The organism is Paenibacillus sp. OK076, from assembly GCF_900110055.1.
Taxonomy (GTDB): domain Bacteria; phylum Bacillota; class Bacilli; order Paenibacillales; family Paenibacillaceae; genus Paenibacillus.
Map to the genome: position 1 here is coordinate 946190 of NZ_FOCH01000001.1, position 17451 is coordinate 963640.

A 17451-nucleotide genomic window follows, 5' to 3' on the forward strand; every position below is an offset into this window, starting at 1 on the left:
AAGAGGTGAAGCAGATGACAGAACAGAAGACACAGACAGAGAACGATCATATTCGGGGCGAAACAGGTTCAATCGTAGGGAAATCGAAAGAGTTCGCCCCAAACGCTCCCGTGGTGTTAATTACGGGTACATCAAGTGGATTCGGTATGCTTACGGCGATTACGCTGGCTAAACAAGGTTATCGTGTTGCAGCAACGATGCGTGATTTGAGTCGAAATACGGAATTGGCAAGGCTGGCGGAGCAAGCGGGTATCTTGGATCGGTTACAGGTTATTCGACTGGATGTGACGGATGCTGACTCGCTGCAGGAGGCTGTTCAGACGGTACTTCAAAACAATGGGCGGATCGATATGCTGGTGAACAATGCAGGGTTTGCGCTTGGCGGATTTATTGAGGAAGTATCCATGGAAGATTGGCGTCGGCAAATGGAAACGAATCTGTTCGGCTTGATTGCCGTTACACGTGCGGTCCTGCCTGTCATGCGTGAGCAAAAGCAGGGATTGATCATCAACTTGTCCAGCGTCAGCGGATTGTCTGGTTTTCCCGGGTATGCGCCGTATGCTGCATCCAAATTCGCCGTGGAAGGTTTCACGGAAAGTTTGCGTCATGAGATGTCTTCGTTCGGCGTCCGGGTTGTGCTCGTAGAGCCAGGTGCTTATCGTACACCCATATGGAATAAAGGGTTGGGTGAAATTCATAGAAGTGACCATTCTCCCTATAAAGATAAGCTCGATGCGGTTCTTCGTTATTCCCAGCATGCTGGAGAGACTGCACCTGACCCGCAGGAAGTGGCCGATCTGATTGCTCGCATTGCACGGATGCGTGCACCAAGGCTTCGTTACGCGCTGGGCAAAGGCTCGCGTTTGCTTATCATCGGCAAGCTGCTGCTTCCATGGAAATGGCTGGAGTGGATTATAGCTCGTGGACTGAAGTAGAGCAAAACGCACTCAACTAATATGCTGGGGGTAAAGAGCTATGCTCGAAATCATCGTCATTATTTTACTGCTATCCATTGTTGGCCTGCTCTTCCGTATCAACAGTAAACTAACGGAACGTGATTGGGTGAAAGAAGCCATGGAGCGGGATGCGTCCAAATAAAAAAACACTGGAGGGCTTTGATATGAAAATCGCTTTTGTTTTGTTTGATGGTTTGACTTTCCTTGATTTTGCAGGATTTTATGATGTGATCAATCGGTTGAATTTCTTTGAACAAACCAAAGGCACGACATGGGAAACATGTGCGATGACAGATCAGGTTACGGACGAATCAGGCCTAACGTTGAAGGTGGACCGGGTGAAGCCTGATTTGGCGGAATATGATCTCGTTTTTGTGCCTGGTGGCATGGGAACACGCAAGCTTCGATTCGATGAGGCTTTTGTGGGCTGGCTGAGACAGGCTGAGAATGTTCCGCTAAAGGTATCCGTGTGCACGGGCTCTCTGCTGATGGGGGCAGCTGGGTTTTTAACAGGTAAAAAAGCAACGACACATCCCAATGTCTATGAATTGCTTGAGCCATACGTTGCCGAGGTAATTCAAACCCGGATTGTGAAAGACGGAAATGTGATTACAGCCGGCGGGGTAGCGACGTCTATTGATCTTGGGGTCTATGTTGTAGGTTTGCTTGCAGGCCAGGAAGCAGCAGAACATGTGAAGCTCCAGATCGATTATCCTTATGACATGCAGGGAGTGATTGAAGAATGAAGGGAGATCGGAAGGAGAACGTGTTCATCCTTCGCAACATACGCAGAGATGAGGCAGAGAAATATTGGCCTTTGCGGCTGGAAGCGCTGAAAAATCATCCGGAAGCCTTCGGGGCTTCATTTGAAATGTCCATTCAGCTTCCCATGAGTGAAGTGCAGGAACGCATACATACCGAACCCGATGATTACATTCTGGGTGCATATACAGAAGAAGGCATCCTCGCAGGAACGATGGGGTTCAAAAGAGAACAGGGAATAAAGCTGAGGCACAAAGGATACATCTGGGGAGTTTATGTCTCACCGTCTTATCGTGGATGTGGACTTGCTTCCCGCATGCTCCGCGAAGTGTTGGATCGGGGAAGGGAATTGGAAGGCATAGAGCAAATTAATCTCAGTGTGGTTACCACAAACGAGTCAGCAAGGCGATTGTATGAGCAGTATGGATTTGAAACCTATGGCATTGAGCGTAATGCGCTGTTCGTTCAGGGAAAAGGTTACGATGAAGCGCATATGACGTACTTTTATACTGATTGTTTGAATGAGAGCAATGAGCATGTTGAACAAGGTGGTGACATATGACGGACACGGTTCAGCTTGAACTTGACGGCATTTCTTTTGAGTTAAAAGAACCTCATTCATTCGAGTGGATCGCGCGTCTGGGTACCGTATTTCGTGTGTTTGATCAGCAGGATTCCGGCAATTTGTCCTTTGGTGTTCTGGGTCAGGACGGAATGCGAAAATTCGTAAAATATGCTGGAGCACGCACGATACATGCGAACAGTTTAAGTGCACCTGCCGAAGCGATTCATTATTTGAAATCATCCGTTTCCATATACGAAGATTTGGCTCATGACACATTGATTCATTTAAAAGAACATTTTGCAACGGAACATGGCTATGCCTGTGTATTCGATTGGGTGGAAGGAGAATGTCTGCATTCCCATTGGGATTTTCCACCACCAGCCAAGTATGAGGACCCTCGTTCCCCCTATTTTCGATTCAGACAGCTTCCGGTAAAGACACGTATTCAGGCGATGGAGCGTATTTTGGATTTTCACATCGAAGTGCAACGGAGAGGGTATGTGGCTGTTGATTTTTACGATGGCAGTCTAATCTATGATTTTGACAAACAAACGATGAAAATATGTGATATTGATTTGTATCGAAAGGGTTCTTTCACGAATACGATGGGACGGATGTGGGGATCATCCCGGTTTATGTCTCCTGAGGAATTTGAGTTGGGTGCACCAATGGATGGAGTCACGAATGTGTTCAACTTAGGAGCGATGGCTTTCTCCCTGCTGGGTGGAGAGTTGGATCGTTCATATACCAGATGGGATGCTGGAGAAGCATTGTATCAAGTGGTTATTCGTGCGATAGACCCTGAGCGAGCGAGTCGCTATGCGTCGGTTGCTGAATTGAGTGATGCATGGAAAACAGCCGTGCTGCAGGATAATTAAGCGATATTGGATCATTGTCTGGATCTTAAAATCCTCTCGTATATTACACATACGCAATTGTGCACATTGCATTCGTATCTGCACGGGATATACCGTATAATGGAAATTAATGAGGGGGTATAGCCAATGTGCAAATATACGATTTCAGGATTAATAACTGATTTTCTGAAGCAGGATGACGCTGGAAAAAGAAGTGTAGGCGAACCATTATTGCAGAGGTTCATTCCGTAATTATGAAACCTATTTCAAACCTATCACCCATGGATATGATGAAAATTCAGGCAGAGACATTGTATACGATGGACAATCAGAAGCGTCTGTTAAGCATTAATGAACCGGATGGTGGGCAGGCTCCAGCCTTATTTATTGGGATAACCTCTGTCGGGCAATGCTCCTATTATCATCATCAGCTGCCGTTCACTCTGATTGAGGAACTGGGCTGTGACGCTGAGCTTTCGCTCGATGTTGCGAAGCTGATTCGGAGAGTGGAGACGTTTAAGCCAGTGAAGAGTGTATGGATGGGCCCGGCATACACATTTCCCGAGACGTGTGGCGAATGGAATCCAAATGTTCAGCTTATAGAGAGTCATCGTACTTTTCTTCTGGAAGAGCATTTTCCTGATTTAATAGAGCATCTGCATGGAAAAATGCCCGTTGCCGCTTATGTCATTGAGGATTCGGCTGTCGCTGTATGTTGTTCAGCCCGTGTATCCCAACAGGGTGCTGAGGCGAGTCTGTATACGGCGCCTAATTTCAGAGGACAGGGTTATGCAGCAGAGGCGGTAAAGTGCTGGCAGTATCATGTTAAAGAGAGCGGGCGCATTCCAATCTATAGTACATCATGGGATAATATAGCTTCACAGGCTGTTGCCCGGAAGCTGGGACTAATCCAGTTTGGTGTGGATTTCAGCATCACGACTTCGTCATAAAAAGATGGTTTCATTTATTCTGTTTATGTTAAATATAGAGTATCAATCTGCTGAGTTGGTTACCCGGAATTAAAGTTGGTGTTTTTGCAATGGTTAGGATTTTTGTACAAAAGAACCTGCAATAAGTCATTGTAGCGCATATCAGTCTCTATCGGGATGAGTATAATTATAATCATAGCTTTATCGAGTTTACTGAGAATGCTATTCATAAGTTTGAGCGGGGACAGGAGTGATTCCATGATTCGCAAACGTATTGCAAGCGGCACGATGATGCTGTGTGCTGCAATGATGTTGGTAGCATGTTCGAATCAGACGGAAAGTCAGAACGTGAGCTGGAAGATTGATAGCAATCTTCAGCACATCGTGAACGAACCTGAGATTCTGACCAGCAGTAATCCAGGTGATTATATTGCTGCTAATACAGAGGCGTATGCTCAGATTCTGGATACGGGTGAAGAGGGACTGAACTTCCTGATTCAGCAGTTGGACTCAAGTTCGAATGATGGGCTTAAGGAATGGCTTATGGCTCAGGCAAGTACGGAGCTGCTCGGGGAGCGTAATCTCGTGGAGCACTGGCAAAGTGGCAAAGACTGGCTCAGACAGTATAAAATGAAGGTAGAATAACATAGCTCACCTCCCAGTCATCATGAGCAGGAATGAGAGGTTCCAGGAACCTGAAAGAATACGTTATAGAGGTGAAATCCTTGAAGAAGAAAATTGCATTTTTTGACTCGGGAATCGGTGGTTTAACCGTCTTGCATAAGGCTTTGCATCAATTCCCTGAAGAAGCATTTCTGTATTATGCCGATACGCTGCATGTTCCTTATGGGACCAAGTCCGCCGATGAGGTTAGAGGACATATCTTCAATTGTGTGGAGGCGGTTGTTCAGGAAAATGTGAAAGCGATCGTAATTGCCTGCAATACAGCGACCAGTCTGACCGTGAAGGATTTGCGTGCCAAATATGATATCCCCGTTATCGGGATGGAGCCCGCTGTGAAACCAGCTGTGGAAATGAATCGACGAAGCGGTAAGAGAGTGCTTGTATTTGCTACAGCCCTGACCTTGAGTCAAACAAAATATCATGAATTAGTATCCCGTGTCGATGATCACCACAGTGTTGATTCCATGCCATTACCTGAACTTGTGGAGTGGTGTGAGCAGCTGGACTTTGATCCACAGAAGATTGCTGCGTATTTCCGTTTCAAATTGGCTGATCTTGATCTGGATTTATACGGTACAGTTGTGCTTGGCTGCACACATTATCCGTTCTATACCTCAATTCTTCGTACGGTTCTGCCAGATCATATTCAGATTATTGATGGCAGTACGGGCACGGTTAACCGCTTGAAGCAGCTTCTTGGGCTAACAGAACAAAAGGGCGTGTGGACAGAAGAAAAGGTTACTTTTCTTAGTTCATCTGGCCGTCTGGAAGACCAGGAAAATATGCGAATTGCACTCCAATATCTGGAGAAGCATTGAAGGTAAGTTGAATCAACAGGAGGTGAGGGGCGATGCAGTCTATTTATCTCATCCGTCATGCCAAAGCTACAGGGCAAGAACCGGATGCCGAGCTTACGGATGAAGGACGTCGTCAGGCGGAAGAACTTGCTGAGATGTTGGCGGAGCACCCTATACAATACATTGTGTCGAGTCCGTGGAAAAGGGCACTTCAAACCGCAGCGCCACTGGGCAAAACCGTCCTGCAACATATACATACGGATGAACGTCTTCAAGAAAGGGTGCTTAGTACCCTTCATCTGGATAACTGGATGGATGTGCTTGAACGTACATACACGGACGAAGACTGTACAGAAGAAGGTGGTGAATCTTCACGTTTTGCGACAGCTCGGGGCCTTGAGGTGCTGGACGAGTTGTGGAGCAGGCCGGAGCATAGCGGGGCTGTGATTACACACGGCAATCTGTTATCTCTGCTCATTCGCAGTCATGATGCATCCTTTGGTTTCGAGGAGTGGAAAAATCTATCTAATCCTGATGTATATGTCATGGAAAAACAGCAGGGGGATAAAGTTACACACAGCATTCGCCGTATATGGCGAAGTTAAACATAAAGAGAGTGCTCCAGCGATTTTTGAGATCGACTAGAACGCTCTTTTCAGTTTACGATGTTGGTTTTACAAAGCGGCAACGAATAACATGACCCAACCGGCCAAGAAAGCTACTCCGCCGAGGGGTGTGATCGCCCCCAGTTTTCGAACGCCAGTTACGCTTAGGACATATAGACTGCCCGAGAACAAGAGGATGCCGGCGAATAGCAACCATCCAGCCAGCAACACAAGAGATGGCTGCTCCAGTCGATCAGCGAGCAGTCCGAGCAGGATGATTCCACTTCCGTGAACAAGGTGATACTGAACGCCAGTCTCGTATATTTTGATCATGTCAGCAGACAATCTGCGTTTGAGCGCATGTGCACCGAATGCTCCAAGGGCAACAGCAAGAAACATCATGATACTTCCAAGTATAATCAAGGTCTGCATGTGGTCTTGTCTCCTTTTTAATGAGTATGAAGCAGAATGTTTCTGCTCATTATGAAGCTTACAGCTTACGCAATTGGATGCGCTGAATCGAATGGTCCGCTTCCTTTTTCAAAATCAGTCTGGCTCTTCCTTTGGTTGGCAGGATATTTTCGTGCAGGTTTTTGGCATTGATATCTTTCCAGATCTGACTTGCTGTAAGAACAGCCTCATCTTCTTCTAAATTGGCAAAACGACTGTGGAAAAAGGAATTCTCATTCTGAAATGCTGTATTACGCAGCAGCTTGAAACGCTCAATGTACCAGTGACGGATATGCTCCTCTTCCGCATCAATATAGATGGAGAAGTCAAAAAAATCGCTGACCAACAGTGGGGTTTCCTTTTTAACCTGGAGCACGTTAATTCCTTCAATAATGAGGATATCCGGCTGACAGATAGCCGTCTCCTCACCTGCAATAACGTCGTAGGCAAGATGGGAGTATACGGGAGCCATCACTTCGGGTTTGCCTGATTTGACATCACCCATGAATTGAATCAGGGACTTGATATCGTAGCTTTCCGGGAATCCCTTCCGGTTCATAATGCCTTTCTCTTGCAGCACGGCATTGGGATACAGGAAACCATCTGTTGTGACCAGATCCACCTTGGGATTGCCTTTGCCTCTGGCCAGAAGAGCCTGAAGCAGGCGGGCGGTTGTACTTTTGCCCACGGCAACACTGCCCCCAATACCGATAATGTAGGGAGCGTGATGTGCTTCTTTTTTTAAAAAAGATGCCGTTAAGCGATTCAGCTCTCGTGAAGCTCCTGCGTATAAGTCAATAAAGTGGGTAAGAGGTAAATAAATATCCTCAACTTCTTGAATGGATACCTCTTCATTTAATCCCTTTAGCTGTTCCAATTCCGCTGTCGTTAGTGGAAGAGTGGTCTGATATTTCTTCAAGTCAGCCCATTCCTTGCGGTTAAACTCGGTGTAAGGAGAGTATAAATTCATGAGATCCCGCTTTCTGTATGTAATGTTATGTTGGCACAATCATTAGTGTACCAAATTTCAGGGAACTGACAACACCTTTACATTGATGGCTCCTTAGTATATTCCCTGAAAGTTGAATGAAAAGCAACTTATAGGAAATTGTAAACCAAATTATGTTAAAGTCAACGTATACCATGCGGAAGGGTGACAGCAAATGATCGTATATGAGAGAGAGCATGATTTTGTTTTGACCGCACAGCATGAGCATGGACTAGTAGCCGGAGAAATGGCTTCCCATTGGAAAACGGAATTGTTAACGGATGAAGCGCATCGAGAAGATCTGATTCTTGCCGCAAAAGAGCATGATCGGGGATGGATTGAGTTGGATTCTGCTCCATTCTGGAATGATTATAGTCAGATACCGTATTCGTTTCGTGATTTTCCGCTACGTCCGCGATTTGTATTTTACCGTAAAGGTATTGAAGAGGTCCGTGAGAAAAACCTGTACGCCGGGTTGTTGTGCAGCATGATGTATACAGAATTGTTTCAAAACAATCTGGGTGCTAACGCCAATGATGATGAAGATATCAGGGAGTATCTAGACGATGAACAGGAACACCAGTTACGTTGGGAACAGCAGCTTGGTGGCGGTGAGGCGTTGAAACTCAGGCTGAAAAGTGATGTGGAAATCATGCTTTTTTGTGATCAGCTCAGCCTTTTTCTCTGTATGGAGGAACCCGGAACACCTGCTGCACGTTATGATTTTTTCGCTGATGGACTCGGCTGTACCTTCGATGCCTGTTCAAGGGAACCCATTCATGCCGAGTGGCTTTCCAATGAGAAAGTAGGATTGTCTTTTGTGCCGTTTGATAAGGACTTTACGGTCGTTATGCCTTACAAATCGGTGCCAAAAGCAAGTATCCGCAAATTTGGTCTGCTGCAGGCTTATCGTCGTGCCGAGTGGAAAGAGCGCCGAGTGTTAATTACAGGCATGAGCTGAGGATCGCCTAATCGATATTCGGCTCAAAAACAAAACATTGCATACATCACAAAGAGGCGGGCCTCCGAAATTTCCGGTGTCCGTCTTTCGTATGCTTTTATATCCAAATTGACTTTGCAGAAGTTAGGAAAATTTAAGATGGATTTGGAATAGAGATTGAAGCAGGAAAATCTATCTACGTACCAGAAGTGTTAGTGTACAACGGAAATATATATGATGAATTCAACAATTCCACAAGAACGAAGAAGACAGAAAAAAACTAGGGATAAAAGGGGGGAAAGGCCTTCTGTTGTCGTAGTGAATATGTGTGGATTGCAAGGGATTAAGTTTTGTATAAGGCAACTGGGAGGATCAACATGGACACTAGAACTGAGATTTTAACGATGTGTATGGTATGGGACAAACGAAATGATCAGGTGCTATTAATGAATCGACCGAACCGAAAAGGATTTCCGGGATATATTGCTCCTGGAGGGAAAGTTGATTTTCCGGAAAGTATTGTGGATGGTGCCGTGCGAGAAGTTAAAGAGGAAACAGGACTTGTGGTAAAAGAAATTACATACAAAGGTCTTGATGAATTTTGTGACCCGGAGCAAGGATTACGTTATATGGTATTCAACTACGTGGCTACTTCTTATGAGGGGGAGCTTTTGAGCGAGCCACCGGAAGGTGAACTGTTGTGGGTGTCTCTAGGACAGGCGGTTGAGCTGCCCATGCAGGATTGGTTTGCAGAACGTTTCCCGCGATTTTTTCAAGCAGGAACGTTTGAACGAAGTGTAATCTGGGAGAAATCAACCGGACGTACACTGAAAGAGACGTTTATGGTGTATAGCGATTCGGTTCTTGAACAGAGTGAAGTCAAATAATTAAAAACGCTCAGGAGGCGGAAGAAATCATGGGATACCAGCATGCGCTTGAAGGATATATTGCAGCAACTAATACACATCAGTTTGATGAGGTAAGCAAATGGTTATCACCGGATGCCGTATATTGGTTTACGGGAACGTCTTGCACTACCCTTAACGAAATTCGGGCTTATTTTGAAAACGCTTGGGAGACAGTCAAGGATGAGGTATATCGTGCAGAAGATGTCACGTGGATTACGACTGGCGAAGAGCAGGCAGTCTGTATTTATACCTATCACTGGAAAGGAATGTATCAAGGGGAGCTGGCTTCGGGAAAAGGTCGGGCTACCAATGTATTTGTTGCAGACCTCAATGGAGAATGGAAATTAATCCACGAGCATTTAAGTACGGGGGGTTAACGTGAGGAATAGGACGTTGCGTGTTTAGATCAGTTCACTTGAATAAAGCTAATAATTAAGGCTTCAATTTTGAAGCATGCCTCATATTTTATCAGCCAATTATATATATTTATATCCATATATTATGATATAATGAAGTTTACTTTTTTTAAAAGGAGATGACTTGCTATTATGGAGATTACATTTCGTGAATCGCTGGAGGGAATAGGTATCGACCAACTTAGCGGGAATTTTTTCGAAGGTTGGCCAAACCCTCCATCTACGCCTACATTTCTGAAATTGCTGGAACAATCCTATGCTGTCGAACTGGCTGTTGATGAAGAAACGGGAGAACTTCAGTCGTTCTATGAGAAACAGGGCATGCAAAAAGCCTCTGGCATGGTGATTCGTCATTATCAAAATCAGGCTGGAGCGGTAAATAGCTAATAGATTTGGTGAACTAGATGAATGAAATAAAGGATAAATATCGTTCCGCAGTAACCCGAGGTTATAAAAAGAGAAAAATATGAATTCAGACCCAAACATTTATATACGGAAGGTTGTTATATATTTGGTGACTAGCCATACATAGGCTTCTGCAAACGGGACGTTAAATGAATATGTACGAGGAAAAGGTGGAGATTGGTGTGAAATTGTCGTTCCGGATTTTGGACTGGGAAGAAGAAAAACCTTATGAACTTTTATTGATGGCTGATCCGTCCAAAGCCATAGTTGACGAATATCTGAGTCGCGGTGTTTGTTTTATCGCTGAATATGAAGGAGAAATGGTAGGAGAGTTTGTTTTGCTTAAGACGCGTCCAGAGACGGTAGAGATTGTTAATATTGCCGTACAGGAAGAGTTACAGGGACAGGGCGTTGGCAAACACATGATCAAGGAAGCGATAGAAGCAGCACGCAGGCTCGGTGGTCGAACGATAGAAATTGGGACAGGCAACTCAAGTTTTCATCAGTTGAAGCTGTATCAACGCTGTGGTTTTCGCATTATAGGGGTCGATCGGGATTTTTTTGTGAAACATTATGAAGAAGAGATTATAGAAGATGGTATTCGCTGCGTCGATATGATCCGTTTGGCTCTGGACCTAGATACCGTGGCAGAGGAGAACAAGAAGTGAAGATATATCGCCTCAAATCAAAGGACCGTCGCAGTATTACCTCTTATGGTAGTGAGGGAGCAGAGATTACGCCGATACTCCGAAGCACAACAGCCTGCCACGTAGCACAACTGAAACTGTCTGCAGGAGGAAGTGTAGGTTTGCATGCAGCAGTGGGTGAGCAGGTGTTTCTGGTGCTTGAAGGGGAAGGTTGGGTGGAAGGTGAGACAGGCGAACGGGTAGCTGTACGATCGGGAGAAGCTGCGTATTGGACCAACGGAGAGAATCACCAATCTGGCTCGGATATAGGGTTAACCGCATTGTTGATTGAGGGTGAAGAACTAATTGTTCGGTTATCGCTAGAGGCGGGAGACTTTTAGATAGGGGCTGATGATTTGAGTGTTTGGGTCATTGTTATTATTATTGGGGTGATTTTTACTCCATCGTTCTATCAGATGAATAAGCGTATTCGTAGATTGGAAGAGCAAGTTAGGCATCTCTCAGACGAGAGGAAGAACCTTTAAATGGATCGGTACACACACATGGGGGTATACGGTTTAGTCACTTGGGAGCAAAAATTCCTGTTAATACATAAGGCTAGAGGAGCCTATATGGGGAAATGGGATTTGCCTGGAGGAAGGTTGGAGTTTGGTGAGCAACCGGAGACCGCCCTGCACCGTGAGATCGAGGAGGAGACGGGTCTTTCCAATCTACAATTGGTGATTCGTTCTGCGGAATCAAACGTATTGGTGTGGGTTTACGAAGGCGAGCCGGAAGAGCTGCACCATATTGGAATTCTGTACGATGTATATTTGACAAGCGAAAGTCGGCCTTATGAGATCAAAAGTGAACCGGATGGTGAAGATTCATTGGGCGCACAATGGTTTACTATGGAAGAGGCCGGAGCGTTATCGTTGACGCCATTTGCAGCGTATATGATTAGAAATAGTGGAGTGTTAGGGTTGTCAGGTAACAGTTTTGAATGAACAATTTTGATAGAAACCTATTTTGGTTTAATTTTAGGACTGGTCAAATGGAACAGAATCGTTTATTCTGTGATAGATAGATTACATTTTTTTCAATTGAATAGGACTGACACCTTAAAGCATAAGGCTATGAATCTGCGGATTCGTGGCCTTTTTTTGTGTTTTTAGGGGTGAATTGGGTCTTTGGAAGGGGAGGTTGCATGCCTTGTAGTGATGGGGATGGCTGAAAAATAATACCAATAGCCTAGATTTGCATGGTAGAATATTGATGATTATGACAAATTTAGGTTTTGGCTTGAAGAGTAGTACGAGTGCTGAAGAAGCAGAAGTTTGCCCCATACTAAGGTACATAGGAGAGTGAGTAGATTTGAAGAAGCAGATGAGATTAAACGGTAGGAAATCAAAAAGGAATGTGTTGATAGTCGGTATGTTGACGACGGTTTTGATAGGAGGAACGCTGCTGACTACTGGAACCGTCGGTCTGGTGTCTACTGTGGATGCTGCTACAAGCACGAATGGAGTGGGGACTACGGCTTCTGCACTTACGAAGTTCAAAGATATCAAAGGGCATTGGGCGCAAGCTACAATTGTTAAAGCCTATGATAAAAATCTAATTTCCGGCTACCAGGACGGTACGTTCCGCCCCAATGCCAAAATCACCCGTGGTGAGTATGCTACACTTCTCAGCCGTGCAACCAGCTTGGAAAAGGTACAAGGCGAGAATCCTTTTGCTGATCTCAAGGGACACTGGTCTGAATCAGCTGTGGCACAGTTGGTTGGGCAAGGCTTTATTAACGCTAATGATTATCCGAAAGGATTCAATCCCAATGCTGAGCTGACACGCTATGAGATGATGAAATGGATTGCAAACGGACTGATCAAATCGGGAACCAGTTTCCAGGATGCTTTTGACGATACCCAAAATACACTGCTACCTACCCCTGAAGTGAATCGGGGAACGATTCGTGCAGAGCAAATTCCTTATCTTGCACTTGTTCGCGGCACTGGCATTGTCGGCGGATTTGAGGATGGTTCCCTGAAGCCTGCTGATCCAACAACGCGAGCCGAAGTGTCTGCCATTTTGCTGCGTTATATGGATGTAGAAGGTACGGATGCAGGGAAGTACAGTGATCTGAATGAAATGCGTGAGGTAGGCACGACAGGGACGAATTTAACGACGATTAGTAATTATAAGTATAGTTCGGGTTCTGCTAATATTTCAGACTTATCCAAAGGATACATTACCTTAACTAACAAATCTGGTGTAATGAAGATACATCGACTAATAGTCGTGGATACCACTAAGAGCACACCAAAAGGTATTTATGGCTCATTACTATTGGAGAAAAATTATGTTCCTGGTTCGTATAAAACATTTTCTGATGTTTCTTTCACTTCAAATTTAGAAGAATCAAATTTATTAACATTTAACAAGGGATTTTCCGATTCACTTATACAATTTAATCGCTTAGATTTGGAATTGGCAAAACAGAATGGCTTTACAACGTTACCCATGAATTCCGGTGAACTGATTAAAAAGGGTGTTGAAACAAAATTTTGGATTACATCAACTTTAAGAAATAAGTCTTGGTCCTATTTCTTGAAGTCTGATACAGAAGGAGCGTTTAAAATTCAAAGATAGCTTGATTCGGGTGGTGAACAAAATGTATGAACAAAATAAATAAACGTTTCCTTAGTCTCATTTTGATAGCTGTGTGTGTTAGTGAATTATTAGATAATTTCATTCTTCCCTTTAATATCATTAATGCAGCAACTGATCAGTATGGGCCAAAATCAATGAAAAATCCTTATAAAATCACGGTCTTAGCAACACCTACTATAGGAACACCAGGAGTGTACTGGTACCAAGTCGATGACGGGCGATTCAAAGCTGAACATGCGGGAGGGCCGACCTATGCGAGAAATGTAGGAAGTTGTTCGAGTCCATATCCTGAAGCTAAAGAAATACCTGATAATGTTGATTTCAGTAAATGGCCTCCAGAAAGTTGGCCTGACTACAATGGAAACAAAGTAGATGCAACAAATATTAAAAATGTTCGAATACATGATGTTGACTATCAAGGTAGAGCAGATCAAAATTCTTATACTGGCGTAGGTGACCCAAGTCCTCCATTTCCGTCTACTATTGTAGCAATAAGGACAATTACTGGAGGCTACCATACCCCGACTGAAAAAAAACCTTTTTTAAATGGTGGTGAGACAACGGAAGGATGTCCAAAATACAATGTCGTTTATTACACTCCAATGGACATCATCTGGGAAGGGGATCTCGAAGAAGAAAAGGAAATTGACGTAACCCCAGATTCCACCCTAACGGTTGGAGAAACTAAACAGATGGTAGCCAAAGTTAAAACGAAAAACTATGGAGCTACTCAATTTAGTGAAGGCATCGACGTAAGTCGACGCGAGGCTGAGACCACCTGGTGGTCATCCGATCCGAGTATTGTAAGTATTGAACCCAAAACCGGAATGGTGAAGGCTGAAAAGCCGGGTACTGCTTTTGTACGTGCAATCTGGAACAACGGTACATATCTCATCTCGGATACGGCTGACATTACAGTTACGTCCGAACCAGGACTCATTGTGAACCTGCCAAACGCCTGTAAAGCTGACACAGCTACACCGCTGCAAGCGAAAGCTATCCTGACCAAGTCAGACCTTTCTGTTCATGAGCTTACCGCTCATCCCAAATTGACCTGGCAAAGCTCCAATCAAGCGGTAGCAACCATAGGTGCCGATGGGAAAATGACGATTAAAGGTATTGTCGGCAGCACCACTATCACTGCGCGATTTGTGGACACTGCCCAGCAGTTGGATGAGCAAGGAACGCAGGTGTTAGATGTAAAGGATTGCACAGGCAACGGAGGAGACGGGGGAACTGATCCAGGTAACGGCGGTGTTGTGGGTTGCCCCGTGACCATCAGTCCCCCTAATAAAGGAACGTTGATCGAATCGGCTGCCATGGACCCCTCCGTGCGGGGCGTGCTTAAGGCTGATGATCGGGGATCTGAGAAGTTTGATGTCACTCGAGGCATCCCGACTTCTGAAGATCTCTATGCAAATGTCATGGCTAAAGGATACTTGTTCCAGCACCGTTGGGTGAACATGACGGGTACAGTCACTTATACGGTCAACGTAAAAAAGAATTATCACAAAACGTGGACGATTCCGGGCAGAGCCTCGACAGGACCGAATGATCCAGGCACACCTGCACAACCTAAGGAGCTAGACGTTCCTGTGGAAAAACCAATGCAGGTTATCCGGCAATATAGTTTTTGGCAGATTGATAATTTGGAAGTCTATCAGCTCAATCAAGCTACGATATCCAATTATGCACTTGGTGGCTACGGTGGTACAGTAACGCTGACTCCAAACGGATATACACCGCCGACCTTACAATCGGCTAATGATGATGCCGTTACCGCACATGTGAAACCAGCACCTTGCAAGGCAATCGACCTTGGCACTGAGACAAAGCCAGGCGGTGACAGCGAGCCGCCTACACCTGAGGAGACGTCATTATTCCAATCCAAAGCAGAGGCCGAGGTCAAAGAGAATACTGTAAATAATGACAAGGTAGTGTTTAACGGTACCACTGTGATGGATCCTGCTCCGATGGATAAGACTGCTCCGCGACCTGGGACTATCCCTCAGCCTGGTATGTTCGGCGACAACGTGCTGTACCAGAATCGTTTAACTATTCAAAATACACTGGTCAACAAGGCGGATCAACCGACAACAGGAGAGATCGCATATGGCTTGATTCCTGGCAACATTAAAGGAGGTCAGGATCAGAAGTTTTCTATTCAAGGCATCAATTCTGTCACGGTGCACACGCCTGTTGTTAACTACGCCTCCGTGTCTGATGATCAGCCGCATAATCAGAAAACAGTACCTGATCCGACCAGTTCGGCACTTATTCTGGAACGACCGTTTATCGTGCGCATCCCTACCGCAGGGCAGCATCTGGACGCAAACAGTTACCCGGGTTATGGCAATAGGGACTATGCCAAGTATTTTCGTATCAAGCAGATTCGTTTCCCCTTTGACGTCTATAACGCCGATAGGAGTCAGTTTATTCCAGCCAAGACCTGGGTGGACATTCCGGTCAATCAACTGGATACCGTTTTCTATCTTCCAGTATGGGTGGATGAAGGACATTACCGAATTGAATTTCGCAATATTGCAGAAAATGCTCCTTCGACATTCACCGAACAGCAGGATGCCAACACGAATCTGACCCATCATGTTGCGGCAGATACGGTTCCGGTGGAGGTTATTGGGCGATTGTATGATTTTCACGTTACGGATATCGCTGATTATAATTGGGAGAACGTGTTCCGCAAGCAGCTTGGGAGTTCGGAACCGACAGGAGTGAGCTACTGGACAGGACTTAACAGTATTGATGGTGATCCGCGAGGGAATCTGGCACCATTCGTGTTACCTGTTCGCCCAGGCAGTCATCCAGTGCAGGGTTTCAGTAATATTGCGGTGAAAACGGGTTACCATATCAAGTTTGACCTGAAAACAAAAGGCAATATGTTTGGCAAACAGGATGGTGTTCGAATTACTCCAACATTCTACTTTGTGAGCAAAGACGGCTCTTCCAGACAAGAGGTTGATCTATACTACCACCGCGGTCAAGAGCGACTTATTCGGATAGGATCGGCGCAGGATTTGGAGAAAAGGTTTGTTGTCCTGAACTCGAGGTTGCGTAACGTACCCGGTACGGAATTGGGGGATACGGCGCGTTATCAGTATACGTATGAACTGACTGCCGATGAACGCAATCAGAGTTCGCTCGCTGATTATATGGTTACGCTTGTAGATCAAACCTCTCACCAGAAAACGTGGGTAGGCCGCTATGATTGGATGATTCTGCCCGCTTCCATTCGTACACTGATTGGACCCAAGACAGACATTCCTTCGGGTGTGAGTGTAGACCGAGCGAATGCGGCGATCCAGCGTTGGTACGGAGAATACAGCCTGCCTGCGGATGTATACACCGTGCCAAAGGGAACCAATCTTGAATCGCTCGCAAGAAAAAATCAACTGGATGAAAAGGCTTCTGTATTTCTGAAGGACGGATATATCGTGGTCAACTTTAATATCGAGACACTTCGAGATGGGAATACAGAAGCTCCACACCTGCAATACATTTATGCTCCACTGATGAATCAGTGGCAGATGGAAGGTTTCAACATTAGCCCAGTAAACAGTCAAGGCCGAACTTGGCCTTTGAAGGATGGCGATGTGGTCTTTTACCACGCAGATCAGTCCAGCCGGAGCGATTTCCAGTCTCAGGTGCCACATTAAAAATAAAAAGACTGTCAGCCTAAATAAACCAATTCAAAAAGAAGCCGCCCGGATGCTTTTACGCATTACAGGCGGCTTTTGGTGTATAACATTGAATTGCAAGAAACACCCATTTTTTTGTTGAATACCAAGCCAAATGGTTAATATTTATCTTGACGGTTTGTTTTTGCACAATATGGACCACAATTCTAAATAAGGAGGCTAAAAATCGGGAGAAAA

The 17451-nt window shown here is 45.1% G+C and carries 20 protein-coding genes; 18 read left to right on the plus strand and 2 right to left on the minus strand.

Annotated features, from left to right (window positions below; all coding sequences use genetic code 11):
• Nucleotides 1-14 precede the first annotated feature (14 nt).
• The 9 genes from BMY78_RS04420 to BMY78_RS04455 all read left to right on the plus strand — a co-directional run bounded on the left by BMY78_RS04420 (nt 15) and on the right by BMY78_RS04455 (nt 6155).
• Complete coding sequence (locus tag BMY78_RS04420) at nt 15-935, plus strand: SDR family oxidoreductase (protein WP_090895055.1); 921 nt, start codon at nt 15-17, stop codon at nt 933-935.
• Between the two features lie 40 nt (nt 936-975).
• The gene (locus BMY78_RS33190; RefSeq protein WP_256221955.1) at nt 976-1098 is read left to right on the plus strand and encodes a hypothetical protein; all 123 of its coding nucleotides are present in this window, start codon (nt 976-978) and stop codon (nt 1096-1098) included.
• A gap of 22 nt (nt 1099-1120) precedes the next feature.
• Nucleotides 1121-1702, plus strand: a complete 582-nt coding sequence (locus tag BMY78_RS04425; protein WP_090895057.1) for a DJ-1/PfpI family protein — start codon at nt 1121-1123, stop codon at nt 1700-1702.
• Complete coding sequence (locus BMY78_RS04430) at nt 1699-2280, plus strand: GNAT family N-acetyltransferase (protein ID WP_090895060.1); 582 nt, start codon at nt 1699-1701, stop codon at nt 2278-2280. Before BMY78_RS04425 ends, BMY78_RS04430 begins: the two co-directional genes overlap by 4 nt.
• On the plus strand, nt 2277-3161 hold the full coding sequence (locus tag BMY78_RS04435) for a serine/threonine-protein kinase (RefSeq protein ID WP_090895062.1): 885 nt from the start codon (nt 2277-2279) through the stop codon (nt 3159-3161). Before BMY78_RS04430 ends, BMY78_RS04435 begins: the two co-directional genes overlap by 4 nt.
• A 233-nt stretch (nt 3162-3394) precedes the next feature.
• The gene (locus tag BMY78_RS04440; RefSeq protein ID WP_090895064.1) at nt 3395-4090 is read left to right on the plus strand and encodes a GNAT family N-acetyltransferase; all 696 of its coding nucleotides are present in this window, start codon (nt 3395-3397) and stop codon (nt 4088-4090) included.
• 237 nt (nt 4091-4327) lie between these two features.
• Entirely contained in the window at nt 4328-4714 is a 387-nt protein-coding gene (locus tag BMY78_RS04445; protein WP_090895066.1) for a hypothetical protein, read from the plus strand.
• Nucleotides 4715-4746: 32 nt separating this feature from the next.
• Entirely contained in the window at nt 4747-5571 is an 825-nt protein-coding gene (gene murI / locus BMY78_RS04450; protein WP_090895068.1) for a glutamate racemase, read from the plus strand.
• Nucleotides 5572-5603: 32 nt separating this feature from the next.
• Nucleotides 5604-6155 (plus strand): histidine phosphatase family protein, encoded by a 552-nt coding sequence (locus BMY78_RS04455; RefSeq protein WP_090895071.1) that lies wholly within the window; start codon nt 5604-5606, stop codon nt 6153-6155.
• Nucleotides 6156-6224: 69 nt separating this feature from the next.
• Here the strand turns inward: BMY78_RS04455 and BMY78_RS04460 are convergent, their stop codons facing one another.
• Both BMY78_RS04460 and coaA read right to left on the minus strand, forming a co-directional pair.
• Entirely contained in the window at nt 6225-6587 is a 363-nt protein-coding gene (locus tag BMY78_RS04460) for a DUF423 domain-containing protein (RefSeq protein ID WP_090895073.1), read from the minus strand.
• A gap of 58 nt (nt 6588-6645) precedes the next feature.
• Entirely contained in the window at nt 6646-7575 is a 930-nt protein-coding gene (gene coaA / locus BMY78_RS04465) for a type I pantothenate kinase (RefSeq protein WP_090895075.1), read from the minus strand.
• A 193-nt stretch (nt 7576-7768) separates the two neighbouring features.
• On the opposite strand from coaA, the gene BMY78_RS04470 reads away from it, so the two are divergent.
• The 9 genes from BMY78_RS04470 to BMY78_RS04510 all read left to right on the plus strand — a co-directional run bounded on the left by BMY78_RS04470 (nt 7769) and on the right by BMY78_RS04510 (nt 17232).
• Entirely contained in the window at nt 7769-8554 is a 786-nt protein-coding gene (locus BMY78_RS04470) for a DUF3891 family protein (protein WP_090895077.1), read from the plus strand.
• 356 nt (nt 8555-8910) lie between these two features.
• Complete coding sequence (locus tag BMY78_RS04475) at nt 8911-9420, plus strand: 8-oxo-dGTP diphosphatase (RefSeq protein ID WP_090895079.1); 510 nt, start codon at nt 8911-8913, stop codon at nt 9418-9420.
• 29 nt (nt 9421-9449) lie between these two features.
• Nucleotides 9450-9818: a YybH family protein gene (locus BMY78_RS04480; RefSeq protein WP_090895081.1), complete on the plus strand. Its 369-nt coding sequence runs from the start codon at nt 9450-9452 to the stop codon at nt 9816-9818.
• Between the two features lie 171 nt (nt 9819-9989).
• Nucleotides 9990-10244 (plus strand): hypothetical protein, encoded by a 255-nt coding sequence (locus BMY78_RS04485; RefSeq protein WP_143067006.1) that lies wholly within the window; start codon nt 9990-9992, stop codon nt 10242-10244.
• A 167-nt stretch (nt 10245-10411) separates the two neighbouring features.
• Nucleotides 10412-10930 carry a GNAT family N-acetyltransferase gene (locus BMY78_RS04490; protein ID WP_371129116.1) on the plus strand — a complete coding sequence of 173 codons (519 nt, stop codon included), beginning with the start codon at nt 10412-10414 and terminating at the stop codon, nt 10928-10930.
• Complete coding sequence (locus BMY78_RS04495; protein ID WP_090895083.1) at nt 10927-11289, plus strand: cupin domain-containing protein; 363 nt, start codon at nt 10927-10929, stop codon at nt 11287-11289. The genes BMY78_RS04490 and BMY78_RS04495 overlap by 4 nt, the downstream gene beginning before the upstream one ends.
• A gap of 144 nt (nt 11290-11433) precedes the next feature.
• On the plus strand, nt 11434-11895 hold the full coding sequence (locus tag BMY78_RS04500; protein ID WP_090895085.1) for an NUDIX domain-containing protein: 462 nt from the start codon (nt 11434-11436) through the stop codon (nt 11893-11895).
• 367 nt (nt 11896-12262) lie between these two features.
• Complete coding sequence (locus BMY78_RS04505) at nt 12263-13537, plus strand: S-layer homology domain-containing protein (RefSeq protein ID WP_090895087.1); 1275 nt, start codon at nt 12263-12265, stop codon at nt 13535-13537.
• A gap of 212 nt (nt 13538-13749) precedes the next feature.
• Nucleotides 13750-17232 carry a DUF5704 domain-containing protein gene (locus tag BMY78_RS04510; protein ID WP_256221956.1) on the plus strand — a complete coding sequence of 1161 codons (3483 nt, stop codon included), beginning with the start codon at nt 13750-13752 and terminating at the stop codon, nt 17230-17232.
• Nucleotides 17233-17451: the final 219 nt, after the last annotated feature.